This window comes from Arachnia propionica (assembly GCF_003932785.1).
Taxonomy (GTDB): Bacteria; Actinomycetota; Actinomycetes; order Propionibacteriales; family Propionibacteriaceae; genus Arachnia; species Arachnia propionica_B.
In genome coordinates this window covers 1-23,799 of sequence record NZ_RQYT01000032.1, presented here as the reverse complement: position 1 = coordinate 23,799, position 23,799 = coordinate 1, and the positions used below count along the sequence as shown (strand labels likewise).

Annotated in this window: 20 protein-coding genes; 16 read left to right on the top strand and 4 right to left on the bottom strand. The window is 68.5% G+C overall.

All coding sequences use genetic code 11. The features are described 5' to 3' along the window. Positions 1–11: 11 nt before the first annotated feature. Entirely contained in the window at positions 12–173 is a 162-nt protein-coding gene (locus tag EII35_RS15970) for a hypothetical protein (protein WP_185744298.1), read from the top strand. A 65-nt stretch (positions 174–238) separates the two neighbouring features. On the opposite strand, the gene EII35_RS11640 is transcribed toward EII35_RS15970, so the two are convergent. Further along, complete coding sequence (locus EII35_RS11640; RefSeq protein WP_125228639.1) at positions 239–1,045, bottom strand: class I SAM-dependent methyltransferase; 807 nt, start codon at positions 1,043–1,045, stop codon at positions 239–241. A gap of 81 nt (positions 1,046–1,126) precedes the next feature. Between EII35_RS11640 and EII35_RS11635 the strand changes: the two genes are divergently transcribed. Continuing rightward, the gene (locus EII35_RS11635; protein WP_125228638.1) at positions 1,127–2,317 is read left to right on the top strand and encodes a PLP-dependent transferase; all 1,191 of its coding nucleotides are present in this window, start codon (positions 1,127–1,129) and stop codon (positions 2,315–2,317) included. On the opposite strand, the gene EII35_RS11630 is transcribed toward EII35_RS11635, so the two are convergent. Beyond that, a complete protein-coding gene (locus tag EII35_RS11630; RefSeq protein ID WP_125228637.1) occupies positions 2,300–3,526 on the bottom strand; it encodes an ATP-binding protein in 1,227 nt (408 codons plus the stop codon). The two genes, EII35_RS11635 and EII35_RS11630, sit on opposite strands and share 18 nt — an antisense overlap. A gap of 125 nt (positions 3,527–3,651) precedes the next feature. Between EII35_RS11630 and EII35_RS11625 the strand changes: the two genes are divergently transcribed. The 8 genes from EII35_RS11625 to rlmB all read left to right on the top strand — a co-directional run bounded on the left by EII35_RS11625 (position 3,652) and on the right by rlmB (position 11,978). Further along, positions 3,652–4,461, top strand: coding sequence for a nucleotidyltransferase domain-containing protein (locus EII35_RS11625; RefSeq protein ID WP_125228636.1), 810 nt, complete (start codon positions 3,652–3,654; stop codon positions 4,459–4,461). A 103-nt stretch (positions 4,462–4,564) separates the two neighbouring features. After that, positions 4,565–6,670 carry a pyruvate formate lyase family protein gene (locus EII35_RS11620; protein ID WP_125228635.1) on the top strand — a complete coding sequence of 702 codons (2,106 nt, stop codon included), beginning with the start codon at positions 4,565–4,567 and terminating at the stop codon, positions 6,668–6,670. A gap of 22 nt (positions 6,671–6,692) precedes the next feature. Further along, positions 6,693–6,944 (top strand): autonomous glycyl radical cofactor GrcA2, encoded by a 252-nt coding sequence (gene grcA2, locus EII35_RS11615; RefSeq protein WP_125228634.1) that lies wholly within the window; start codon positions 6,693–6,695, stop codon positions 6,942–6,944. Next, entirely contained in the window at positions 6,941–7,828 is an 888-nt protein-coding gene (gene pflA, locus EII35_RS11610; protein ID WP_221739736.1) for a pyruvate formate-lyase-activating protein, read from the top strand. Before grcA2 ends, pflA begins: the two co-directional genes overlap by 4 nt. Positions 7,829–7,896: 68 nt before the next feature. After that, positions 7,897–9,267 carry a DUF4032 domain-containing protein gene (locus EII35_RS11605; protein ID WP_125228633.1) on the top strand — a complete coding sequence of 457 codons (1,371 nt, stop codon included), beginning with the start codon at positions 7,897–7,899 and terminating at the stop codon, positions 9,265–9,267. Between the two features lie 75 nt (positions 9,268–9,342). Next, positions 9,343–9,537 carry a hypothetical protein gene (locus EII35_RS11600; RefSeq protein ID WP_125228632.1) on the top strand — a complete coding sequence of 65 codons (195 nt, stop codon included), beginning with the start codon at positions 9,343–9,345 and terminating at the stop codon, positions 9,535–9,537. Positions 9,538–9,597: 60 nt separating this feature from the next. Continuing rightward, a complete protein-coding gene (gene cysS, locus EII35_RS11595; protein WP_125228631.1) occupies positions 9,598–11,028 on the top strand; it encodes a cysteine--tRNA ligase in 1,431 nt (476 codons plus the stop codon). After that, the gene (gene rlmB / locus EII35_RS11590) at positions 11,028–11,978 is read left to right on the top strand and encodes a 23S rRNA (guanosine(2251)-2'-O)-methyltransferase RlmB (protein WP_125228630.1); all 951 of its coding nucleotides are present in this window, start codon (positions 11,028–11,030) and stop codon (positions 11,976–11,978) included. The genes cysS and rlmB overlap by 1 nt, the downstream gene beginning before the upstream one ends. A gap of 7 nt (positions 11,979–11,985) precedes the next feature. Here the strand turns inward: rlmB and EII35_RS11585 are convergent, their stop codons facing one another. After that, positions 11,986–13,683, bottom strand: a complete 1,698-nt coding sequence (locus EII35_RS11585) for an alpha/beta hydrolase (protein WP_125228629.1) — start codon at positions 13,681–13,683, stop codon at positions 11,986–11,988. Positions 13,684–13,907: 224 nt separating this feature from the next. On the opposite strand from EII35_RS11585, the gene EII35_RS11580 reads away from it, so the two are divergent. From EII35_RS11580 to EII35_RS11565, 4 genes are read left to right on the top strand one after another with little or no spacing between them, the layout of a single operon-like run. Beyond that, positions 13,908–14,510, top strand: a complete 603-nt coding sequence (locus EII35_RS11580; protein WP_125228628.1) for an ECF transporter S component — start codon at positions 13,908–13,910, stop codon at positions 14,508–14,510. Positions 14,511–14,512: 2 nt separating this feature from the next. Then, a complete protein-coding gene (locus tag EII35_RS11575; protein ID WP_185744297.1) occupies positions 14,513–17,029 on the top strand; it encodes an ATP-binding cassette domain-containing protein in 2,517 nt (838 codons plus the stop codon). Beyond that, the gene (locus EII35_RS11570) at positions 17,007–18,794 is read left to right on the top strand and encodes an ABC transporter ATP-binding protein (protein ID WP_125228626.1); all 1,788 of its coding nucleotides are present in this window, start codon (positions 17,007–17,009) and stop codon (positions 18,792–18,794) included. The genes EII35_RS11575 and EII35_RS11570 overlap by 23 nt, the downstream gene beginning before the upstream one ends. After that, complete coding sequence (locus tag EII35_RS11565; protein WP_125228625.1) at positions 18,788–20,527, top strand: ABC transporter ATP-binding protein; 1,740 nt, start codon at positions 18,788–18,790, stop codon at positions 20,525–20,527. Before EII35_RS11570 ends, EII35_RS11565 begins: the two co-directional genes overlap by 7 nt. Before the next feature lie 9 nt (positions 20,528–20,536). Here EII35_RS11565 and EII35_RS11560 read toward each other — a convergent pair whose 3' ends face one another. Beyond that, positions 20,537–21,550, bottom strand: a complete 1,014-nt coding sequence (locus tag EII35_RS11560; RefSeq protein ID WP_125228624.1) for an SMI1/KNR4 family protein — start codon at positions 21,548–21,550, stop codon at positions 20,537–20,539. Between the two features lie 72 nt (positions 21,551–21,622). On the opposite strand from EII35_RS11560, the gene EII35_RS11555 reads away from it, so the two are divergent. Beyond that, positions 21,623–23,092: a glycine hydroxymethyltransferase gene (locus EII35_RS11555; protein WP_125228650.1), complete on the top strand. Its 1,470-nt coding sequence runs from the start codon at positions 21,623–21,625 to the stop codon at positions 23,090–23,092. A 457-nt stretch (positions 23,093–23,549) separates the two neighbouring features. Next, the coding region (locus EII35_RS11550; protein WP_148098942.1) for a hypothetical protein at positions 23,550–23,799 on the top strand (250 nt) is incomplete at its 3' end.

Sequence of the window (23,799 nt, the reverse complement as noted above, 5' to 3'; positions counted from 1 at the left end):
CTGGAGGAGAGATGAGCTCCACGAATTCCGACACCGAAAGCGAGAACATCCACGAGATCGCGCCTGAAGAACTGGACGAACTCCTGGACCGGGTCCACGCGGAATTGACCGCGACAGGCGGCCCGTTGGACTTCGACCCGCTCCACGACCCGGATACGGGGCTTCCCCGGTGATCGCGACCCTACAAGGCCGAACCACGGAGTCAGCCATGTGGGCTGTTCCCCTGCTGCCCCCAGCCTCACTCAGCCCGGGCCAGCACCTCGCCGTGGACGACGGCGAACCAGCCGTCCCGGTCCTCGCCCCAGCGGCGCCAGTCGGCGGCCATACACTCCAGATCGGTGTGGCTTGCCAGCCCCAGTTCGACGGCGCGGGGGCCGAACGAGGTGAGGCAGCGTTGCGCCCAGGTCTCCGCCCACCACGACCGCTCCTCGTCGGTGCTGTAGCACCATGTGCTGGCTGACGCGGTGACCTCGTCGAATCCGGCCTCCCGGCACCAGGCCTTGAGGTGACTGCCAGCATCCGGTTCGCCGCCGTTGGCCCGCGCCGTGGCGATGTAGATCTCCTGCCAGGCACGCATGCCCTCGTACTGGGGGTACCAGGTCATGGCGGAGTAGATCGCGTCACGGACCGCGACGATGCCGCCCGGCCTCGTCACCCACAGCATCTCCTTCAGCGCCGCGACCGGATCGGGCAGGTGCTGGAGGACCTGGTGGGCGTGGACGACGTCGAAGTACTCGTCGGGCCAGAGCAGCTCGTACACATCCCCCCGGACGAGTTGCACGCCGTCGACTCCCCGATCCCGCAGGGTGGCTCGCGCCGCATCCAGGGCCTCCTCGGCATTGTCCAGCCCAATGACCTCACCGGGCGCGACGAGTTCCGCCAGGTCTGCGGTGATGGTGGCAGGACCACAGCCGACATCCAGGACCCGCTGACCCGGCTGGAGGTGTGGCAGCAGGTGAGCGGCGGAGTTCTGGGCGGTGCGGCTGGCATGGGAGGCCAGCACGGCGGCCATGTGTCCGTGGGTGTAGCGCGCGGCTCCGGTCATGAGCCCAGTCTTCCCATCGAGTCAGGAGATCGGCCCCCGTCTCACGAACCGGTACATTGGGGCCGACCTTCGGGAGGACGCATGGCAGAACTGGGACGTTGGACGCGGGCGATGGGCACCGGGCTGGGTACGGACACCTCGTGGCGCGCCGTCGTGCCACCGGTCCACCTGTCGACGAACTACGTGTTCGACTCCCCGGATTCCCCGGGTCGCTACGACTACTCCCGCGCGGGCAACCCCACCCGGGATCTCCTCGCCGAAGCCCTCGCCGAGCTCGAGGGCGGCGCCACGGCGGTGCCCGTCGCGACGGGGTTGGCGGCGGTGACACTCCTGGTCGAGGCCGTCGTCCCGGTCGGCGGCGTGGTGGTCTGCCAGCACGACTGCTACGGCGGGACGTGGCGGCTGCTGGACCACTACACCCGCAACGGTCGCCTGAGCGCCCGATTCGTCGACGTCAACGATGCCGACGCCTTCACCGACGCCCTCGAGGGTGCGTCGCTGGTGCTGGTGGAGACCCCGTCGAACCCGTTGCTGCGCATCACCGACATCCGCGCCACCGCGGCGGCGGCACACGCCGTCGGGGCGCTGGTGGCGGTGGACAACACCTTCTGTTCCCCGCTGTTGCAGCGGCCCCTCGAGCTGGGGGCCGATCTCGTGCTGCACTCCACCACGAAGTTCATCAACGGGCACTCCGACGTGGTGGGCGGGGTCCTCATCGCGCGCGAGGAGGACCGGGGGGAGCGGCTGGCATGGCTCGCGAACGCGCTCGGCCTGACCTCCAGCGCCTTCGACGCCTATCTCACGTTGCGGGGGCTGCGCACCCTCGACGCTCGGATCCGGATGCACGCGCTGGGCACCGAGGCGGTTGTCGAGGCGGCCCTCGGGCACCCGGCCGTCGCGGCGCTGCACTGGCCCGGGCTGCCGACCCACCCGGGTCACGACCTGGCGGCCAGGCAGCAGTCGGGTTTCGGGTCCCTGGTGAGCATCGACCTCTCGGGGGGACGCCCGGCCGTCGACCGATTCCTCGATGGCCTGCCGGTCTTCCATCTGGCGGAGTCGCTCGGCGGCGTCGAGTCGCTGGTGTGCCATCCCGCGACGATGACCCATGCCGGGATGTCGCCCGAGGCCCGCGCCACGGCGGGCATCACCGACGGTCTGGTCCGTCTCAGCGTCGGCCTGGAATCGGCCGAGGACCTGGCGGCCATCATCCGGGAGGCCCTGGACCGGGCGGAAGCGCCCGGTCGTCGACTCCCCTCAGCCTCCCCACAGTGAGGAAACCGGAAGCGCCCACAATCGGTCACCCGCTCTGGCCGAGGTGACGGAGTTCAGCACCACACCGGCCAGGAACTCGTCCCCCAGTCGCTCCCGCAGCGCGATGAGATGCCTGAAATGGGCCTGGGTCGGGCTGACAGCCGTCTTGACCTCCACGGCGATGATCCCCGTCGGGGTCTCGATGATGAGGTCCACCTCGCCCCCGTGCCGGTCGCGGTAGTGGGAGAGTTCACACGTGGTGGTGCCCCAGCCCTGTTGGCGCAGCAACTCATTCACGACGAAACACTCCAGGAGCATCCCGAAATGCTCAGCCCCGCTCATCGCGGCCAGGTGTTCGGCGCCCAGGCCCAGGAGCGCGGCCGCGAGTCCTGAATCGGTGACCTGAATCTTGGGGCGGCTCACCTGACGACGAGTCAGGCTACGCGACCATGCCGGGATCAGACGTATCAGGAACAAGGACTCCAGGACATCCAGATAGCGGCGGACCGTTGGGCGCGAGATTCCCAGTGTCTCCGCGAGCCGCTCCTGGACCAGCTCTCCACCCGTGGAGCTCGTGATCAGCCCGAGGAGCCGACGCAGTACGGGAACCTGAAGCGTCCCCAGGTCGGCCGAATCCCGCTCGAGCAGCCGATCGACGTAGTCTCTCAACCAGATCTGACGGGAGGACTCGGACAGCTGTTGCACCCTGGGGTAACCGCCCACGGCGACCCGTCGCACGAGTTCCGCCCTGTCCCCCGGTGGCGACGTCTCGGGCAGACCGGCGACGAAGGTGACCCAGTCGTCACGGCGCTGCTCCACCTCTCCTTGCGAGAATGGCTGGAGCCGCACGGTCAGGGCCCGTCCCGCGAGAGAATCCTCGGCGCCGGGGACACGCAGCAGGTTGGCCGACCCGGTGAGAATGAATCTGCCCGGCCGCGGGTCGGAGTCCACGATGTACTTCAGCGGCAGCACCAGTTCGGGGCTCCGTTGCACCTCATCGATGACGAGTCTGCGTTCCCCGGCTTGCTGCAGGAAGCCGATGGGGTCCTCACGGGCCAGCTGCCGTGCAAGAGGATCATCCATGGTCACCTGCATCGTGTTTCCTTCGCCCCCCAGCATGGCCGCCAGTGTTGACTTGCCCACCTGCCTTGCCCCCTCGACCACCACGACGGGGCTGAACTGGAGCAGCTCGGTGAGACGATCAAGAAGGTGTCTGGGTACCAGTTCCACACCCACACCATAGCCCGGATCTCCGATTCGCCGCACCCAAACTTCCGTTTCGCCGGACGATCGCTTCCGATTCGCCGCCCGGGGAGCTCCGGTTCGCCGAGGCGCGGTGGGACTATCCTGATCCCGTGCCGACAACGCTCAACGACGACTTCGACCCCACCGTGGTCCAGCAGATCCAGACCCGTCTCGACGGCGTGGAGACCGAGCATGGCGTGGCGGTGCTCTGGGCGGTGGAGTCGGGCAGCCGGGCCTGGGGGTTCCCGTCGCCGGACTCGGACTACGACTGCCGGTTCCTCCACGTCCGCCCGCTCGAGGACTACCTCTCCCCCTGGCGACCCCGTGACGTCATCGAGACCCCGCTCGACGAGGTGCTCGACGTGAACGGCTGGGATCTCGTCAAGGCCGTGCAGTTGGCGGCCTCCAGCAACGCAACCGTCGCGGAATGGCTGCAATCCCCCTTCATCTACCGCGGGGACCCCACCTTCGCCGCCGAGATGATGGACATGTGCCGTGACATCGTCGACCTGACCGCCGTCACCCGCCACTACCATCACGTGGGCCGTTCCCACTGGAACCGTTCCGGGGCCGCGACCGGGTCATCCGTGCCGCTGAAGAAGCTGTTCTATGCGATCCGTCCCGCCGCCGCCCTGCACTGGATGCGCACACACTCCTCACCGCTGCCGCCCATCCACCTGCCGACGCTGCTGGCGGAGGCGCCTCCCGAGGGCGACGTCGTCGAGGCCGTCACCGAGCTCATCAGCGCCAAGGCCAACACGCGGGAACTGGGCGACGGCGTCGTCCCCGAACCGATCCGGCGATTCGTCACGCGGGAGTTCACCCTCGCGGAAGGGGCAGATCACCTGCGCTCCAAGCCCGACAACGCCAGGGCCAGGGCCACGTTCATCGACCTGGTGCGACGCTTCGCTCCGGGCTGACGTGGCAGCAGGATCGCTCACTTGCCACCTCGGCTGGCGTTGCGCCGAACCACCCGACCTAGAATGGTCGGACCAGATTCGAGTCCCTCGAGGAAAGACACACATGACCACGCTCGCAGAACCCACTGCGGAAACTGACAACACCAACGATCCGTGGGAGGGGTTCAGCCCTGGCCCCTGGCAGGAACGGGTCGACGTCCGGGACTTCGTGCAGCGCAACTACACCCCCTACACCGGAGACGCGTCCTTCCTCGCCGGCCCCACCGCCAAGACACAGCGCCTCTGGGACACCCTGGAACGCGACTACCTGTCGGTGGAACGCGCCAGGCGGGTCTACGACGTCGACGTGGACACCCCCGCCGACATCGACGCCTTCGCACCGGGCCACATCAGTTCCGATGACGACGTGATCGTCGGGCTGCAGACCGACACCCCGCTCAAGCGCGCCATGATGCCCTTCGGCGGCTGGCGCATGGTGGAGACCGCGATCCGAGAGGCTGGGAAGGAGCCCCGAGCGGACGTCAAGGAGATCTTCACCAAGTACCGCAAAACCCACAACGAGGCGGTCTTCGACGTCTACACGCCCCGCATCCGGGCCGCCCGCTCCGCCCACGTCATCACGGGACTGCCGGACGCCTACGGTCGCGGCCGCATCATCGGCGACTACCGTCGGGTCGCCCTGTACGGCGTGGACCGGCTCATCGAGTTCAAGCAGGCCGACAAGGACGCCGTCGTCGACGCGCCCTTCAGCGAGCACTGGGCGCGATTCCGCGAGGAGCACGCCGAGCAGATCAAGGCGTTGAAGAAGCTGAAGGCGATGGCAGCCAGCTACGGCTTCGACATCTCCCGTCCCGCCCGCACCGCCCAGGAGGCCGTGCAGTGGACGTATTTCGGCTACCTCGCCTCGGTGAAGTCGCAGGACGGCGCCGCGATGAGCATCGGTCGACTGTCGGCCTTCTTCGACTGCTACTTCCAGCGCGACCTCGAGGCGGGACGGCTCACGGAGGAGGGCGCGCAGGAGATCATCGACGCGCTGGTCATCAAACTGCGCATCGTGCGGTTCCTGCGCACCATCGACTACGACCAGATCTTCTCCGGCGACCCGTACTGGGCCACCTGGTCCGACGCGGGCCTCGGCGAGGACGGCCGCCCGCTGGTGACGCGGACCTCCTTCCGGCTGCTGCAGACCCTGAGGAACCTCGGTCCCGCCCCCGAACCGAACATCACCATCTTCTGGGACCCGAGGCTGCCGCAGGGGTACAAGGACTTCTGCGCGGCGATCTCCATCGAGACCTCGTCGGTGCAGTACGAGGCCGACGAGCAGATCCGCTCCCACTGGGGCGACGACGCCGCCATCGCCTGCTGCGTCTCCCCGATGCGGGTGGGCAAGCAGATGCAGTTCTTCGGTGCCCGGATGAACGCCGCGAAGACGCTCCTCTACGCCATCAACGGCGGTCGCGACGAGATGACCGGCAAGCTCGTGGTGCCCGATCACGAGGGGGTCCAGGGCGACGGGCCGCTCGACTTCGACGACGTGTGGCTGCGCTACGAGAAGATGCTCGACTGGGTCGTGGCCACCTACATCGAGGCCCTCAACATCATCCACTGGTGCCACGACCGGTACGCCTACGAATCCATTGAGATGGCGCTGCACGATTCGGAGATCGTGCGGACCCTCGGCTGTGGGATCGCCGGGCTGTCGATCGTCGCGGACTCCTTGTCGGCCATCAGGTACGCCAAGGTCACCCCCGTGCGTGACGAGACCGGTCTCGTGGTGGACTACGTCACCGAGGGCGACTTCCCCACCTACGGCAACGATGACGACCGGGCCGACGAGATCGCCGCGGCGATCGTCCACACGGTGATGAGCAAGATCAAGGAGATCCCGCTGTACCGGGATGCCATCCCCACCCAGTCGGTGCTGACCATCACCTCCAACGTCGTCTACGGCAAGGCGACGGGGTCCTTCCCATCCGGTCACCGGGCGGGGACCCCCTTCGCTCCGGGCGCGAACCCGGAGAACGGCGTCGACAACCACGGGATGCTGGCCTCCATGCTGTCGGTCGGCAAGCTCGACTACGCGGACGCCCTCGACGGCATCTCGCTGACCAACACCATCACCCCCTCGGCCCTGGGCCGCACCAAGCAGGAGCAGGTGACCCATCTCGTCGGCATCCTCGACGCGGGTTTCGTACCCGAGGGCTGCTGACCGATCCACAAGGAGGACAACCATGGCGATCAAGACCTACCAGGAACGCGTGGCGGACATGCGGGCACAGCGTGAGGAGCGCGGCACCGCACCCGGTCTGTTCCACGCGAACATCAACGTGCTGAACCGGGAGACCCTCGAGGACGCGATGGAGCACCCGGAGAAGTACCCGAATCTGACGGTGCGGGTCTCCGGGTATGCCGTCAACTTCGTCAAGCTCACCAAGGAGCAGCAGCGCGACGTGCTGTCCCGCACGTTCCACCAGGGGTCGTGACCTCCGCCACCGTCGACGGGGTCTCCGGCGAGTGTCGGCTGGCCCCCGTCGAGCTGGGGTACCCGACGCTGCGCGCCGGGGGCGCCGGCACTGACGGGATCGACCTCAGCGACGACCTCGCGAGGACCGAGCAGCTGCACCTGGTGCGCGACGGCCAGCTGGCCTCCATGCACTCGTGGGAACTGGTGACGGGTGTCGACGGCCCCGGCACCCGGCTGACGGTGTTCCTGTCGGGTTGCCCGCTGCGGTGCCTGTACTGCCACAACCCGGACACGATGTTCGCGGCCAAGGGGCAGCCCGTGCGGTTGGAGGATCTGGCGGCCAGGCTGCGTCGCTACCGTGGCATCTTCCGCACCACGAACGGCGGGTTGACGATCTCAGGCGGGGAGCCCCTCATGCAGCCGGCCTTCGTCGCGAACCTGCTGCGTCAGGCGAAGGAGTTGGGCATCCACACCGCCATCGACACCTCGGGCTTCCTCGGTGCCCGCGCCACCGACGAGCTGCTCGACGACGTGGATCTGGTGCTGCTGGACATCAAGTCGGGCCTGCCGGACACCTATCGCAGGGCCACGGGACGGGAACTCGCCCCCACCGTCGACTTCGCGCGGCGTCTCGCCGAGCGCGGCTCGGAGGAGGTGTGGATCCGGTTCGTCCTCGTACCGGGTCTCACCGACGCCGTCGAGAACGTGGCCGCGGTGGCCGACATCGCGGCGGGGCTGCCCGTGGTGACCCGCGTCGAGGTGCTGCCCTTCCACCAGATGGGTCGCGACAAATGGGCCACGCTGGGGCTGCGCTACGAACTCGCCGACGTCACCCCGCCATCACCTGAGGTCACCGAGCGGGTCCGGGACCAGTTCCGCTCCCACGGGCTCACCACCTACTGACGCCACGCACGACCCGCGGACCGCAGGGGGATCCGGCCTTGCCACCGGCGAGGCAGTAAACTACGGCCGTGCCCAGGTTCCTTGCAGCGAAGCCCGATGCGGCCCTCATCCGTCTGCCCTGGAACACCCCGCTGGAGGAGTGGCCGACCCAGTACCTCGTCGCATTGCCCCGCGGTATCTCCCGCCACGTGGTGCGGTTCCTCCAGGTGGGCGACGACATCCTCGCGGCGAAGGAGATCCTGGAGGAGGTCGCGGTTCACGAGTATCGGCAGCTGACGGAACTGCGGCGGCTGGGGGTTCCGGCGGTGGAGCCGGTGGGGGTGGTACTGGGGCGTGCCACGAGCACCGGCGAGCCCCTCGACCCGATCCTGCTGACCCGGCACCTGCCGTTCTCGCTGCCGTACCGTGCCCTGTTCTACTCCGGCGTGAAGCTGGACACGGTGAATCGACTGCTGGATGCGATGGTGGCGTTGTTCGCCCGGCTCCACCTGACCGGGTTCTACTGGGGGGACGTCTCCCTGTCGAACATCCTGTTCCGTCGTGACGCGGGCGAGTTCGCCGCCTACCTCGTCGACGCCGAGACCGGCGAGGTGCACGACCGCCTCACCGACGGGCAACGCGCCCACGACCTGCAGATCGCCCGCACCAACCTGTTCGGGGAGTTCTGCGACCTGGAGGCCGGCGGCATGCTCGACCCGTCGCTGGATCCGCAGTGGCTCGTCGACACCATCGAGGAGCGCTACCAGAACCTCTGGGCCGAGTTGACCGGGGTCGAGGAGTTCTCCGACGAGGAGATGTACCGGCTGGAGGGTCGGGTCCGGCGCCTCAACGCGCTCGGTTTCGACGTCGCGGAGATCGACGTGCAGACCTCGGCCGACGGTCGCACCATCCGGATGCAGCCGAAGGTGGTCGAGGCGGGACATCACGCCCGACGCCTCATGCGCCTGACCGGACTCGACGCGGAGGAGCACCAGGCCCGCCGTCTCCTCAACGACATGGACACGTTCCGGGCGAAGCTGCCGATGAACATGAGCGAGTCGGTGGCCGCCCACAAGTGGCTCATGGAGGTCTTCGAGCCGGCTGTCGGCCGGATCCCCAGCCACCTGGAGGGCAAGCGCGACCCGGCCCAGTTCTTCCACGAGCTCCTCGACTACCGCTGGTACCAGTCACAGCGGGAGAACCGCGAGGTCTCGACGGAGGAGGCGGCGGCAGGCTACATCGCCGACGTGCTGGCCACCCTCCCGGACGAGCACATGAGCAACGTGGAACCCGTCGGCCAGGAACTGGTCAACAAGTACGACCCGTCACATGGGTTCGTCGACGACGACTACGAGAAGCCCTACGACCCCTGGGAGGACGAGGCCAACGACCCGGAGATCCCGGTCATGTACGGCTTCGACATCGAGGCCCTGCGCGCCAAGGCGGCGAAGGAGCAGTAGGCCCCACCGCCACCCCTTGACTCCCGTCCCGCTGTCAGCGAGGCTGGTCCCTTGAGGACAGTCGAGGAGGCTCGCATGTCACCCATCAAGATCAGCCGGGCAGGTTACGTGCTCGCGCTGTCATTCACGGCAACGGCCCTCGTGCTCAACATCCCCGCCGCCATGGAACCCACCTGGGAGAAGCTGATCCAGATCTTCCTGCTCGGGAGTGTGCTGCTCATCCTGGGCCTGGCCAGCCCGGCGTTGACCTCCCGTCGGAAAACCCGCTGAGTCCACTGCCGCCCGAGAGCATCAGCCACCCTCCGGAGGTGGAACGGTAGAATCCCGCAGGTGACGCTACGCCTGTACAACACCGCAACCCGCACGGTCGAGCCGTTCCGCCCCCTCGTGGAGGGCAAGGTCTCGATCTACCACTGTGGGCTCACCGTGCAGGCGTCCCCGCATCTCGGCCACATCCGCAAGGAGGTCGTCTTCGACGTGCTGCGTCGCTGGCTGACCCATCGCGGCTACGACGTGACCGTGGTCGCCAACGTCACCGACATCGACGACAAGATCCTCGCGAAGTCGGCCGAGGCCGGGGTCGAGTGGTTCGCCCACGCCTACATCTACGAGCGGGAACTCCACGACGCCTACGCCGCGCTCGGCTGCCTTCCCCCCACCTATGAGCCACGCGCCACCGGCCACATCCCGGAGATGATCGAACTCATGGAGGCCCTCATCGAGCGAGGACACGCCTACGTGGCCGAGGACGGCTCGGGCGACGTCTACTTCGACGTGCGTTCCTGGCCGCGCTACGGCGAACTGTCCGGTCAGCGCGTCGACGAGATGGCCCCGGCCGAGGACGCGGACCCCCGCGGCAAGCGGGATCCCCGCGACTTCGCCCTGTGGAAGGGACACAAGGAGGGCGAGCCCGTCACTGCGTCCTGGCCCACCCCGTGGGGGCGCGGCCGGCCGGGCTGGCACCTGGAGTGCTCCGCGATGGCGGGCAAGTACCTGGGGGACGTCTTCGACATCCATGGCGGCGGCATCGACCTGCGGTTCCCCCACCACGAGAACGAGCTGGCCCAGTCCGCCGCGGCCGGGCGGGGCTTCGCGCGGATCTGGATGCACAATGCCTGGGTGACGATGGCGGGCGAGAAGATGAGCAAGTCGCTCGGGAACACGGCCCTCGTCGCGGAGGTGACGAAGGCATTCGACCCGCGGGCGGTCCGGTTCTTCCTGCTGGCTCCCCACTACCGCAGCCAGATCGAGTTCTCCCCCGCCGACGAGTCCACCCGGGGTTCCCTCGCCGAGTCGGAGAAGGGCATCCAGCGGATCGACGCCTTCCTCGCCGCGGCGAAGGAGCACGGCATCACCGGCGGCTCTGCCCGGGGCTCCCAGTGGGACGCCTTCGCGGCGGCCCTCGACGACGACCTCGGTACCCCAGCCGCCGTCGCCGCCCTGTTCGACGCGGTGCGGGCGGGCAACAAGGCCCTTGCCGACGGCTCCCCCGAGGCCGCCGACCTCCACGCCACCGTGGCCCGGATGACCAGCGTGTTCGGCATCAACCCTGACGACATGCCGTGGGCCGGGACCAGCGACCGGGACGACCTCAGCCCCGTCGTGGATCAGCTCGTCGCCACCCTCCTCGCCGAGCGGGCCGAGGCCCGCGCCGCCAAGGACTGGACTCGCGCGGACGCCATCCGTGACACGCTCGCCAACGCGGGCCTGACCATCACCGACACCCCCGACGGGGCACGCTGGAGTCTGGAGAAGAAGTAATGCCTGGCAACTCACAACGGCGCGGCGCAGGTCGTCGTGGCAGGACGACCGCAGCGGGTTCCGGCGGCCGGATCCGTCGCTCCCTGGAGGGCAAGGGTCCCACCCCGAAGGCGGAGGACCGGGTCTACCACAAGGCGTACAAGGCCAAGCAGGAGGCGCTGCGTCGGCAGGCTGGCCGCCCGAAGCAGAAGTCGACCCGCACTGCGGTCGGGGCCGACTGGGTGGTGGGGCGCAACCCGGTGCTCGAGGCTCTCGAGGCGGGACTGCCCGTCAAGCAGGCCTATGTGGCCGAGGGGGCGGAACGCGACGACCGGCTCCGCGACATCCTCAAGTTCGCTGCCGAGCACTCGCTGCCGTTGCTGCAGGTGACCCGCGCCGAGCTGGACCGCGCCACCGGTGGCCTGGTCCATCAGGGGGTCGCCGTGCAGCTACCCGCCTTCGACTACACCGACGTCGAGGACGTCTTCGAGGCGGCCCTCGAGGTCCCGGCCCGCGGACTGGTCGTGGCCCTCGACGGGGTCACCGACCCCCGCAACCTGGGCGCGATCATCCGCTCCGCCGCTGCCTTCGGTGCCCATGGGGTCATCATCCCGGCCCGACGCTCCGCGTCGATGACGGCAGCGGCCTGGAAGACCTCCGCGGGAGCGGCGGCCCGCATCCCCGTGAGCCGGGTGACGAACCTCAACCAGACGCTGCGTCGCGCCTCCGATGCGGGATTCACCGTGGTCGGGCTGGCGGGTGAGGGCACCACCCCCCTGTCGGGCCTCCCCGGCACGGACGGTCCACTGCTCGTGGTCGTGGGGTCGGAGGGTGAGGGACTCGCCCGCCTGGTGCGAGAGCACTGCGATGCGTTGGTCTCCATCCCCATCGCGAGTGCCGTCGAGTCCCTCAACGCCTCCGTCGCCGCCTCGATCGCGCTGTACGAGATCACTCAGCAGCGGCCCTCCTGACGACGCCTCAATCCTCCTCGGAGAAGGGCTGTCTGCCGTCCCGGCAGAGCACCGTCTGCCCGTCCTTGGGTTCGAGGAGGTAGTCATCGACGACCTCCCGGGTGCAGGCGCTGGAACGGTAGGCGATGTGCCCCCAATTGTTCGAGATGACCAGTCGTGAGCTCGGCAGCATGTGCGCCACCTCCTGGGCGTTGCCGACGTGGGTGGCGGGGTCGAACTCGTTGCCGACCACCAGCACCGGAGCCGCGGTCCTCCTGTTGAAGGGGCCACGGTAGGAGTCCTCGTCGCGTGACTTCCACGTCGGGCTGGCGCAGGCCGCCATACTCCAGTGCCAGAAGAGCCCGAAGTATGGCAGTGCCTTGGCGATGGCGTCGTGCTGCCTGCGCATTCCCCGCTCGGTGGTGTGGCTGCCCTCCGAGCAGATCACCGTCAGCAACCGGGAGCGCTGCTTGAGACCCACCCATTCGTCGTACTTGGACCAGGCGGTCTCCGCGGCCTCCTCGAGTTCGTCCTCTGCCCGTTCCTCCAGGGCGAGGAAGGCCTGACCGAGCTTGATCTGCTCCTGGGCCGGGACATCCTCGGGCGAGGCGAGTTGGTCCAGGATGACGATGTACTCGATGACGTCGTCGAAACCGTCGTCACTGTAGAGGAATGAGGCCATCACGGCGGTGAAACGCTGGTAGGTGATCGTGATCTCGCTGCCGTCACGGAGGGGGAAGCTGACCGGCTCGGTCCTCAACCGTTCCAAGGTCCGGTCGAGCGTTCCCCTGGGGTCCGCGAGATGGCACTCCTCGGATGCGGCGCACCGGTCCAGCAGGGTGTTGAGGGCGTGCTCGGCACCCAACGCGGAACCGTTGCGGAACCCGAACGACTGGGACGCGGTGTGGAAGGTGCCCAACCATTCGGTGGGGTTCATCACACCGTCGATGACGACGGCACGGACCCGGTCCGGGAACATGTTGGCGTAGACCTGACCGAGGTAGCTGCCGTAGGAGACCCCGAGGTAACTCAACTTGTCGTCGCCGACCGCACGGCGCAGCACCTCCATGTCGCGGGCGACCTGGGCGGTGCTCATGGCGGAGGACAGCTCCGAGGCGTTGCTGGCACAGGCCTCACCGATGGTGCGGAGGCTCTTCTGGAAGGTGCGAGCCTCCTTCCGGGTGGTGGGGAAGCCCATTTCATCGGCCTCGCGGAGAGCATCCATCGCCGCATTGGGGTCGGCGAAACAGTTCAGCGGGGTGCTGTCACCGATACCCCGCGGATCCATGCCGATGAGATCGAAACGATCCACGATCTCGGGGCTGAGCTGGGTGGCCAGGACGACGGCAAAGTCCTTGCCGGAACCGCCCGGGCCGCCGGGGTTGACGAAGAGGGAGCCGATCCTCTCGTCCGGCTTCCTCGCCGGGTGCTTGAGCACGGCCACATCAATCTGGGTGCCCTCGGGTTCGTCGTAGTCGAGCGGCAGTTTCACCGTCGTGCACTCCATGCCTGGTCGGCCGGGGCACTCCGCCCAGGCCAGCTCAGGGGTGGGGACGCTGTCGACGCGCTGCTGCTCGATCGTCGAGGTGACATCCGGGGGAGGATCCTGGGCAACGGCACGGGTGCCGGGCAGACTCACCCCCAGACCCAGCACGAGGGCGGCCGCAGCCAGGCAGACGCCGAGGCGTCGTGGTGTTCGCGAGTCAGGGGCGCAGGCCATCGTCATCGTTGTCTTGCTCCTTTCAGGGCAGCCTCCACCACCTCCACCGTAGGAACCCTCGCCGTGCAGGTGAAGAGGGTTCGCGCAGGTTGAACAGGAGGACGACAGCGCGGAGAGCCGTCACCGTCACCTCGACTCGTCATCGCGGCTGTTCAGTCGGCGACCCCCCCTGTCCCGCCACACGGGCCGTGTATTAGGTTAGGTGAGCCTGATACGAGAACGGAGTACGAATGTCTGCCGCGGAAGAGGCCGCCACCCCCACCATCCACACGAGTTCCCGCGCAGGGCTCCAGGGATCGGTGCTCCACACCCGCACCCTCATGACGGTGGCCGCCTGCGCCGTGGTGGGCGCCCTCCTCATCGTGCCGCTCAACTTCGTCAGCATCGCCGTGGCGATCTCCCCCGGCGGCATCCTCATCATGTGCGCCCTCATGGGGCTGTGGCTCATTCCCTACCTGCTCCCCGGGGCGCTCACGAAGAAGCCCGGGGCGATCATCATCGCCGCCCTCATCCTCGGGATCATCTCCACCTTCACCACCCCCGCCGGCATCGGCGCCATCGTCGGCAACCTCATCGGCGGTGCCCTGTTGGAGATCCCCCTGGCCCTGACGCTGTACCGGCAGTGGAACTGGATCGGCTACGGGCTGGGCGCGATCGTCTTCGGCCTGTTCAACAGCCTGCTCTACGGCACCATGATGCAGATCGAGCTGTCCTTCGGTCAGGTCCTCCTGGGAGCGGCCCTCTCGCTCATCTCATGCTTCGCCGCCGTCGCCGTCACCCTCACGGTGGTTCGCGCGCTGCGCAGGGCAGGGGTCGGGGTCACCACCCGCTGACCATGCCGTACACAGTGTCACAGGAGCGGACCACCACCGACGTGCTGCCTGCCCTGGCCCGCTGCATCGAGGTCGGGGTCCGTCACGAGGGGCGTGGTTCCTGGCACCCCGGGGCGACGACGCTGGAGTTGACCCCGGGTCGACTCATGGCCCTCATCGGCCCCTCCGGATGCGGGAAGTCGTCACTGACCCTCACCCTCAACGGGCTGGTGCCACATTCCGTGCCGTCCGCCTACCGTGGTTCAGTACTGGTACGGGGTCAGGAGGTCGCGGACCAGGAGATCCGGGACCTCGCCACGACAGTGGCCATGGTCCTGCAGGACCCCGACTCCCAGATCATCACCACCAGCGTGCTCGACGAGGTCTGCTGGGGTCTTTGCAACCTCTGTCTTCCGGTCGACGAGATCCGGGAGCGGGCCAGCGAGGCCCTCATCCGGGTCGGCCTGATCGACCAGGCGTCGCGGAACCCCTGGGAGCTCTCCGGCGGGCAGCGGCAGCGCCTCGTCCTCGCGGCGGCACTCGCGATGCGTCCCGCCCTGCTGGTCCTCGACGAACCCACCGCGAACATCGATCCCGCCACCGGGGAGGCCCTCTACCAGCTGCTCGCCGACGAGACCCGCCGAGGCACCGCCGTCCTGGTCGTCGAGCACGACCTCGACCCGATCATCGGCCACGTCGACGAGGTGATCGCCCTCGACACCACGGGGGCCACCCTCGCCCAGGGAACACCCCGGAAGGTGTTCAACGAACATCGCGATGCCCTGCTCGCGGCCGGGATCAACCTGCCGACCTGCGTCCAGCTCAGTCAGCGGATTCCCGAGCTCGACGGGGCGCTGACCCTCACCGAGGGCATCTCGGCGCTGCGGTCGCACCCCGGGGCGAGGACCCGTCTTCGTGAGCACATTGCGACCATGGGCCGCGCCATCCCTGACGGCATGGGTCTCGAGGTGACGGGGCTGACCCTGCGGTTGTCGAGGGATGACACCGTCCCTCCCGTCCTCGACGGGGTGGACCTTCAGATCCCTTCGGGCGCCGTGACGGCAGTGGTCGGGGTCAACGGGGCGGGCAAGTCCACCCTGCTGCGCTGTCTCTCGGGGCTTCATCCGGGTACCCGCATCGAGGCGTGTGCCACCCCCACGGGGGAGCTGACCCTCACCTGCCCGGACCAGCGCGTCGGTCACGTCTTCCAGAACCCCCAGCACCAGTTCCTCCACCCCACCCTGAGGGACGAGCTGGCCCACTCCGGGCGCGTCAACCGCGCACCCGACGACGAGGTGCGGGCGGAGGTCGATCATCTGCTGGCGGAGCTCGGGCTCACCGACATGCAGGACCTGAGCCCCTTCCTGCTCTCCGGAGGGCAGCAGCGTCGTCTCTCCGTGGCGACTGCCCTCAGCGAGGGGCGGGAGATCCTCTGCCTGGATGAGCCGACCTTCGGGCAGGACGCAGCCTCGACGCGGGTCCTCATGGGGTTGCTGTCGCGGGCCGCCGACCGGGGCACCACGATCGTCATGGCCACCCACGACCTCTCCCTGGTCCTGGAGCACGCGGCCCACGTCGTGGTGCTCCACGAGGGCAGGGTGCGGGCCGCGGGAGATCCGGTGACGGTCCTCGGACAGCCGGTCATCGCCGAGTGCGGGCTCACTCCCCCACCGGTGATGCGCCTGGCCGAGGCCACCCCCACCGTCGCCGCCACCTCCCTGGACAGCACAGCTGCGTCGCTCCCGGAGCCCACACCGTCGCCGCTCGGCCCGTTGACCCTGTTCCTGGGCCTATTGCCGGCCCTCATCCTCGTGCCGTTGACCACGAGACACGAGTTTCCCCTCGTCATGCTGACCCTCGCGTCGCTGTTCCTGCTGTGGCGGGGGCGCGGACGCATCCACCACAGGGTCGCCCTCGTCGCTGTCCTGTGGCTGGTGGCGGGAATGCTCACCTGGTCAGGCATGGCCTCGTACCGGTTCGACCTGCACGGACACCACCCGCCGGTCGGGATCGGCCCGTTCCAGATCGACGGCGGGCAGTGGCGATCGGGCCTGAGGACCGGGCTCCGCGTGCCCGCGGTGCTCGCCCTGGTGCTGGTCTCCGGAACCCTCACCTGCCCGCAGGACCTGCTGCGTTCCCTCACCCGCACCTTCCGGCTCCCGGTCCGGATCGGACACGCGGGCATGGCGGCCGTGGCCTTCCTGGAACGGTTCCGCACCGAGCACCGCGTCATCCGGCAGGCCAGGCGGATGCGCGGCAGCCGCGCGCCGCGCTGGTTGGAACCTGCGGTCGTGTGGGCGGGGTCGACGATTCCGCTGCTCGTCAGCGCAGTCCGCCACGCGGAGCGGGTCTCCATGGCCATGGATGCCCGCGCCTTCGGCGCCCACCCCCATCGCACCGAACTGACGGAGAACCGATGGCGTGGTCGCGACACCGTCGTGCTGCTGTCCCTGTGGGCGGGAACCCTCCTCATCGCCCTGCTCCTCCACCACTTCGACCTGCTCGGAAGGATCGGTCTTGACTACACCAACCGCGGTTGAACCCTCACCTGTCCCCGTCGACTCCCCCGCCAACCTGTGGGCCCTGGTGGCGAGTGCCCGCGGATCGATGATCCGTGGCTTCGTCCTGGCGGCCTTCGGCGCCGTCGCGAAGGTCATCCCCTACATCGCGCTCGTGGAGATCGCCCGACGTCTCCTGTCGGGCCAGTCCGACTCCGGAGCGTTGTGGCTGTGGGTGGTCGTGGCCATCGTCGCGATGATCACCCACGCCCTGCTCTACGGAGCGGCGCTGGGCAGCAATCACGTCGCGGAGGCCAGGCTCCGCGAGGAGCTGCGGGAGCGACTGGTCACCAAGCTCGGCAGGGTGAACCTGGGATGGTTCACCTCGCGCAGTTCCGGGCAGATCCGCCGCTCCGTCGCGAAGGACACCGCCGAGATCCACGTGCTCGTGGCACACCTCGCCGGGGACCTGGCGAACTCCATCTTCAGCATCCTCACCTCACTGGTCTACCTGTTCTGGCTCGACTGGCGGTTCACCGCGATCCTGCTGGGCGGCATGGCGCTGCTGTTCCTCATGGTCATCCTGCTCACCATGAGGGGGGTCTCCGATTCGGTCCGCGCCTACACCGCCTCCCAGCGCGAATTGGCGAGCAGCGTCGTGGAACTGGTCGACGGCATCAAGGAGGTCAAGAACTTCGGGATGACGAACCGGGTGTTCGGTCGGTTCGACGCGGCCCAGAAGCAGCACACGAAGGTCTCGGTGCAGTGGTTGGAGAAGCAGGGCATCGGGATGGCGCTGCTCGCGGCGGCGATGCAGCCGGCGGTGATCTTCGCCTCGACGGTGGGTCTGGGTCTGCTGTTCACCCTGCAGGGGTGGCTCCCGCCGGTCACGGTGGTGGCCTTCGCGCTGGTGTGGGTGGGGCTGCCGGAGGGGTTGCTGGCCATCGTCGGCATGTCTCAGATCCTGTACACGGCGCAGCAGGCCGCGACCAACACTCTGCAGATCCTCCAGGCCGAGGAGCTTCCCGAGCCCGGCGCCTCCGCACCCGCCGTGCCCGAGGCCCCGGCCGTCGAGCTGCGCAACGTCACCTTCGCCTACGACAAGGGCACCAATGTCATCGAGGATCTGACCCTCTCCTGCCCCCGGGGAAGCGTGACCGCGCTCGTCGGCCCCTCCGGTGGTGGCAAGACGACCGTGGCGAAGCTGGTGGCCCGGTTCTGGGACGTGGACGAGGGGGCGGTCCTCGTCGAGGGCCGCGACGTGCGGGAGATGACCTCCACCGACCTCATGTCATCGATGTCGTTGGTGTTCCAGGACGTCATGCTGAGCAACGACACGGTCCGCGCCAACATCGCCCTGGGCAGGGAGGGGGTCTCGGATGCGGAGATCGAGGCGGCGGCCCGCGCGGCCTGCATCCACGAGCGGATCATGCAGCTCCCCGACGGCTACGACACCGTCGTCGGTGAGGGGGCGCACCTGTCCGGGGGTGAGGCGCAGCGGCTCACCATCGCCCGCGCCTTCCTCGCGGCCGCGCCGATCCTCATCCTCGACGAGGCGACGGCGCAGGCGGACGCCCATTCGGAGCGTCTCATCCAGGAGGCGATCAGCAACCTGTCGGCGGGTCGCACCGTCATCGTCATCGCGCATCGCCTCGGCACCATCCGGGGCGCCGATCAGATCGCCGTCATCGACGAGGGTCGTCTCAGCGAGTGCGGCAGCCATGAGGAGCTGCTCGCCCTGAACGGCAGGTATGCACGGATGTGGCGCAACCAGAACCCGGAGGACCAGGAGGCCCGGACGTGCTGAAACGACTGTTCCGCTACCTCGACAAACCACGAGCCCTGTTCTGGATGGTGGGCGGCTACGCGACGGCCGCCCTGTTCCAGGGGTTGGCCTTCCTCGTCATGGTCCCCTTCCTGAGGGCCTACCTGGGCGACTCCCCAGCCGCTGCCCTGCCGTGGCTGTGGTGGCTCATCGCCCTGGCCGCCGTCGCCTTCATCGCCCAGTTCGCGACCCTGGCCAACTCACACCGGATCTCCGTCGAGGATGTGTGCGGGGACCTCATCCACAAGATCGGCAAGCGGGTCTCCAACCTGCCGCTCGGCTGGTTCCGGGCCGGCTCCCCCGGGGAGGTCGCCGCGCTGACCTCCAGTCAGGCCGACGTGTTGTCCCACCTGGGCTCGATCATCCTGCCCAACCTGTTGTCCGCGACGATCACTCCCCTGACGGTGCTCGTCGGGTTGCTGTTCGTGGACTGGCGGATGGCGCTGGTGCTGGCACTGGCCGTCCCGGCGACGTGGTGGCTGTGGCGGTGGGGTCGCCGGGTGCTTCGTGAGGAGCATGATCGCGAGCCCGCCCTGGCATCGGCCAGCGCCAGTCGGCTCATCGAGTACGCGCAGCTGCAGCCGGTGCTGCGGGCCCGTGGGCTGCGTGGCACGGCGTGGACCCCACTCGACCGTTCCCTGCGGGAGGAGAACGAGGGGGTCATGAACCTGCTGCGGCTGCAGGGCCCGCCGCTCGGGACGGCAACGTTGCTCTCCCAGGCGCTGTTCGCGGGCACGCTGTCCTTCGGCCTGTGGCTGTGTCTGGGCGGCTCCCTCGATCTGGCGGCCTTCCTGGCCATCATGCTGCTCACCACCCGGTTCACCACTCCGCTGGCCCAGGCCCTGCTGTACCAGTCGGAGTTGCAGAAGGCGGAGGTGGCACTCGACGCCATGGGACAGGTCCTCGACGAGCCGGAGATGACCTCGGGATCGGCCGAGCAGGATCCGCAGGGCCTCGACATCGTCCTCGACGACGTCGACTTCGGCTACGAGCCGGGCACACCCGTGCTCTCCGGGTTCTCGTTGCGGGCACCGCAGGGTCGGATCACGGCGCTGGTCGGGCCGTCGGGCTGCGGCAAGTCGACGATCACGAAGCTCGTCGCGAGGTTCTGGGACGTGGAGCGGGGACGGATCACGATCGGTGGCGTCGATGTGCGGGAGATGCCCGTCGAACAGCTGATGTCCCTCGTCTCGATGGTCTTCCAGGACGTGTACCTGTTCGACACGACGATCCTCGAGAACGTGCGGCTCGCACGCCCCGATGCGACGGACGAGGAGGTCGCGCGGGCGGTGAGCCGGGCGCGACTGGACCCGGTCATCGAGCGGCTCCCCGAGGGGCTGGCGACCCGTGTCGGCGAGGGCGGATCCCGGCTGTCGGGTGGGGAGCGGCAGCGGGTCGCGATCGCGAGGGCCTTCCTCAAGGACGCCCCGATCCTGCTGCTGGACGAGATCACCTCGGCGTTGGACGCGGAGAACGAGGCGGTGCTCACCCAGACCCTCGCGGAACTGTCCGAGGGCCGCACCGTCGTGGTGATCGCCCACCGGTTGAGCACCATCATGAACGCCGACTCGGTCGCGGTCCTCTCGGGACGGGAGAAGGGTGAGGCGACGAGGATCATCGAGCAGGGTCCCCCGTCGGAGCTTGAGGCGGCCGGGGGTCTGTTCGCCGAGCTCGTCGCGGATTCCAAGGCAGTGAGTCGCTGGCGCCTCGGCTGAGAGGCCGGTTCACTCCTGGGTGAGGGTCCCTCCCTCGGGATGGGCGACCTGGAAGGGGGCGTCGTCGTTGGCACGCCAGGCGACGGTGAGGCGGTCGCCCCAGGTGGGGGCCAGCGACGCGATGAGGGCCGCCACGAGGGGCTCGGGGTCGTCGGTGGGCATGGTCATCTCGTGCCTGCGTTCAGGCTCCAGCCGGGTGTCAGCGCTCAGCTGCCGGGCGAGGGACACCACGGTCGCCATCTCGTCGACACCGAGTTCCAGCCACGGGTCGAAGTGGCCGTTTCGGCTGAGGCGCTGGTACTCGTCGTCGGTGATGTCCGAGATGCGCGCGACGACCGTCGGCTTGCCGCCGTCGGAGAGGAGATGCTGGATCCGGGCGTGGGCGGCGTCGGAGGTGGTGAACCATTCGAGGATGTCCGTGCCGTTGACGCGGACGATGGTGTCCTCGTCGCCGTACCAGGTCTCCCACATCGGGGGCAGCGGCCACGGCAGCTCCGGGTGGTGCTGCCTGACGGCATCGAAGACGGCGGCGTTGACCTCGTCCATGGGGCCGTCGCCGCGCACGCCGGGGCGGAACTCGCCGAGCGGGCCGGTGCCGTCGTTCCAGCTCCACATGGCGCCTAGGCACTCCGACATGAGCATTCCGGTCAGCCAGACACTGGTCGGGAGCTCGTGGGGCGAGAACTCGAGTTCCGCGACGGGGTCATCGCCGCCCGGGGGCACCAGCAGCTGCCAGGCTCCCTGATCCTCGGTCCAGATCACGATGCGGTCGTCCTCGACGCTGATGGTCTCAGGGGTCGCGGCCTCGTCCTGAACCGCGCGGAGTCGGTGGCCGAGGAGTTCGAACCATTCCCGGATGGCGGTGGGCAGCGGCAGGCCGAGACGCTCCTCGATGGCGGCGAGTTCGTCCGGGGTGCAGCCGTCGGCGACGACGAGGGGGTCGCGGTGCCATCCGATGATGCGCTTGACCTGCTCCCAGCGCGGCTGGGAGAGCACTTCCTGCTGGCGGGGCGACAAGGACATGGGGAGACTCTGCCACACGCGGCTCCGTGCTGGTGGCGCCGAGCGGCATTCCGTGTGGGTGGGCGGGGCGGGATAGATTGGGTCCCACCGCCCTACTCACCAGGAGTCACCGTGACCGAAGCCCTTTCCGGCGCCTATCAGACCCTCCTCGCCGCCATCGAGGCCGTGGAGCCGCGCATCGCACAGGCCACCCGCGACGAGTTGACCGATCAGCGTGCGTCGCTCAAGCTCATCGCCTCCGAGAACTACGCCAGCCTCCCAGTGCTCGCCACGATGGGTACGTGGCTGAGCGACAAGTACGCGGAGGGCACCGTCGGGCACCGCTTCTACGCGGGCTGCCAGAACGTCGACACGGTCGAGTCCGTGGCGGCCGAGCACGCCCGGGAGCTGTTCGGCGCCGAGTACGCGTACGTGCAGCCGCACTCCGGCATCGACGCGAACCTCACCGCCTACTGGGCGATCCTCGCGCACCACGTCGAGACCCCGGCGCTGGAGGAGTTCGGCGTGAAGAACGTCTCGGAGCTGAGCGAGGCCGACTGGGAGACGCTGCGGGCCCGCTTCGGCAATCAGCGGCTGCTGGGGATGAGCCTCGACGCCGGCGGTCACCTGACCCACGGGTTCCGTCCGAACGTGTCCGGGAAGATGTTCCATCAGCGTTCCTACGGCACCGACCCGGAGACGCAGCTGCTGGACTACGACGCGCTGGCCAGGCAGGCGGCCGAGTTCAAGCCGCTGGTGATCGTGGCCGGGTACTCGGCGTATCCGCGTCGCGTGAACTTCGCCAGGATGCGGGAGATCGCTGATTCGGTGGGCGCGGTGCTCATGGTGGACATGGCTCATTTCGCGGGGCTCGTCGCGGGCAAGGTGTTCCAGGGTGAGGAGAACCCGGTGCCGTACGCCCACGTGGTCACCTCGACGACGCACAAGTCGCTCCGGGGTCCGCGTGGCGGTCTGGTGCTGGCGACGAAGGAGTACGCGGCCGATGTGGATCGTGGCTGCCCGATGGTGCTGGGCGGCCCGCTGTCGCATGTGATGGCGGCGAAGGCCGTGGCCCTGGCGGAGGCCCGGACGGACGCGTTCAAGGATTACGCGCACCGGGTGGTCGACAATGCCCGGGCGCTGGCGGAGGGCCTGCTGAAGCGGGGCGGGAAGCTGGTCACGGGCGGCACGGACAACCACATCGTGCTGCTCGACGTGACGGGCTTCGGCCTGACGGGCCGCCAGGCCGAGTCGGCGCTGCTGGATGCGGGCATCGTCACGAACCGCAACTCGGTGCCGAACGACCCGAACGGCGCCTGGTACACCTCGGGTGTGCGGCTGGGCACCCCGGCCCTGACCTCGCGTGGCTTCACCATCTCCGACATGGACGAGGTGGCGGCGATGATCACCGACGTGCTGACCGCCACCCAGCCCACCACGACGAAGGAGGGCAAGCCGGGCAAGGCGAAGTACACGATGCCGGAGGGCCTCGCGGAGACGACCCAGGACCGGGCCGGAAAGCTCCTCGAGATGCGCCCCCTCTACCCGGGCCTCACCCTCTGACCCACCACCTGGACGATGCCCCCGCAGCCAGCCTGCGGGGGCATCGTTGCTTGTACAAAGCATTTTGATGGACATATACGGACGATCACCAACGTGGAACCCGGAAGCATCGTCGCCCGACCAAACCAGCACAACCGGCACAACTCAGGTCAAGGGACCGCCGCCCCGCTGGCTGAGATGTCCGGTCGAGACCACCGTCACCGCCCAAGCCAACCCTCACCCGGTCAGGCACCACCCCCTCCACCACACCCCGGGACCCGGGTCGCCTTCTCTCCGCTGGTCGAGCCGAGGCCGGAGGCCTCGTGTCGAGACCTCCGCAACCATCCCGGCGAACCCGCACCGGGTCTCGACACGATCCCTGTCCCTGCGTTCCGGGGACCGGCTCAACCAACGGAAACCGGAGAAAACTTCTTCCCAACCCCTTGCACTAGAACATCTATTCGATTACAATGGGGTCATGAACCCACTCCCCGCCACCCTCAACGAGGCCTACCAGGCCATCCACGAGGCCGACGCCCACGCCCGGGCCGCGGAGGTGGCCCTCATCATCGGCATCGCGAAGGCCGCGGAGTTGTATGAGGTCGACGATGCTGCGGTGATGGAGGCTGTGGAAGGTTTCCTCGAGCCGGGTGGGGATGGGACTCCGTCGGTGGGTGAGTTTCTGGCCCATGAGGTGGGTGGGATTCTTCAGATCTCCCCGGATGCGG

Bases quoted from the DNA above. Each gene is read 5' to 3' on its own strand.
- EII35_RS15970 (WP_185744298.1), top strand. From the start codon at position 12: ATGAGCTCCACGAATTCCGACACCGAAAGCGAGAACATCCACGAGATC.
- EII35_RS11640 (WP_125228639.1), bottom strand. From the start codon at position 1,045: ATGACCGGAGCCGCGCGCTACACCCACGGACACATGGCCGCCGTGCTG.
- EII35_RS11635 (WP_125228638.1), top strand. From the start codon at position 1,127: ATGGCAGAACTGGGACGTTGGACGCGGGCGATGGGCACCGGGCTGGGT.
- EII35_RS11620 (WP_125228635.1), top strand. From the start codon at position 4,565: ATGACCACGCTCGCAGAACCCACTGCGGAAACTGACAACACCAACGAT.
- grcA2 (WP_125228634.1), top strand. From the start codon at position 6,693: ATGGCGATCAAGACCTACCAGGAACGCGTGGCGGACATGCGGGCACAG.
- EII35_RS11600 (WP_125228632.1), top strand. From the start codon at position 9,343: ATGTCACCCATCAAGATCAGCCGGGCAGGTTACGTGCTCGCGCTGTCA.
- rlmB (WP_125228630.1), top strand. From the start codon at position 11,028: ATGCCTGGCAACTCACAACGGCGCGGCGCAGGTCGTCGTGGCAGGACG.
- EII35_RS11585 (WP_125228629.1), bottom strand. From the start codon at position 13,683: ATGACGATGGCCTGCGCCCCTGACTCGCGAACACCACGACGCCTCGGC.
- EII35_RS11580 (WP_125228628.1), top strand. From the start codon at position 13,908: ATGTCTGCCGCGGAAGAGGCCGCCACCCCCACCATCCACACGAGTTCC.
- EII35_RS11575 (WP_185744297.1), top strand. From the start codon at position 14,513: ATGCCGTACACAGTGTCACAGGAGCGGACCACCACCGACGTGCTGCCT.
- EII35_RS11560 (WP_125228624.1), bottom strand. From the start codon at position 21,550: ATGTCCTTGTCGCCCCGCCAGCAGGAAGTGCTCTCCCAGCCGCGCTGG.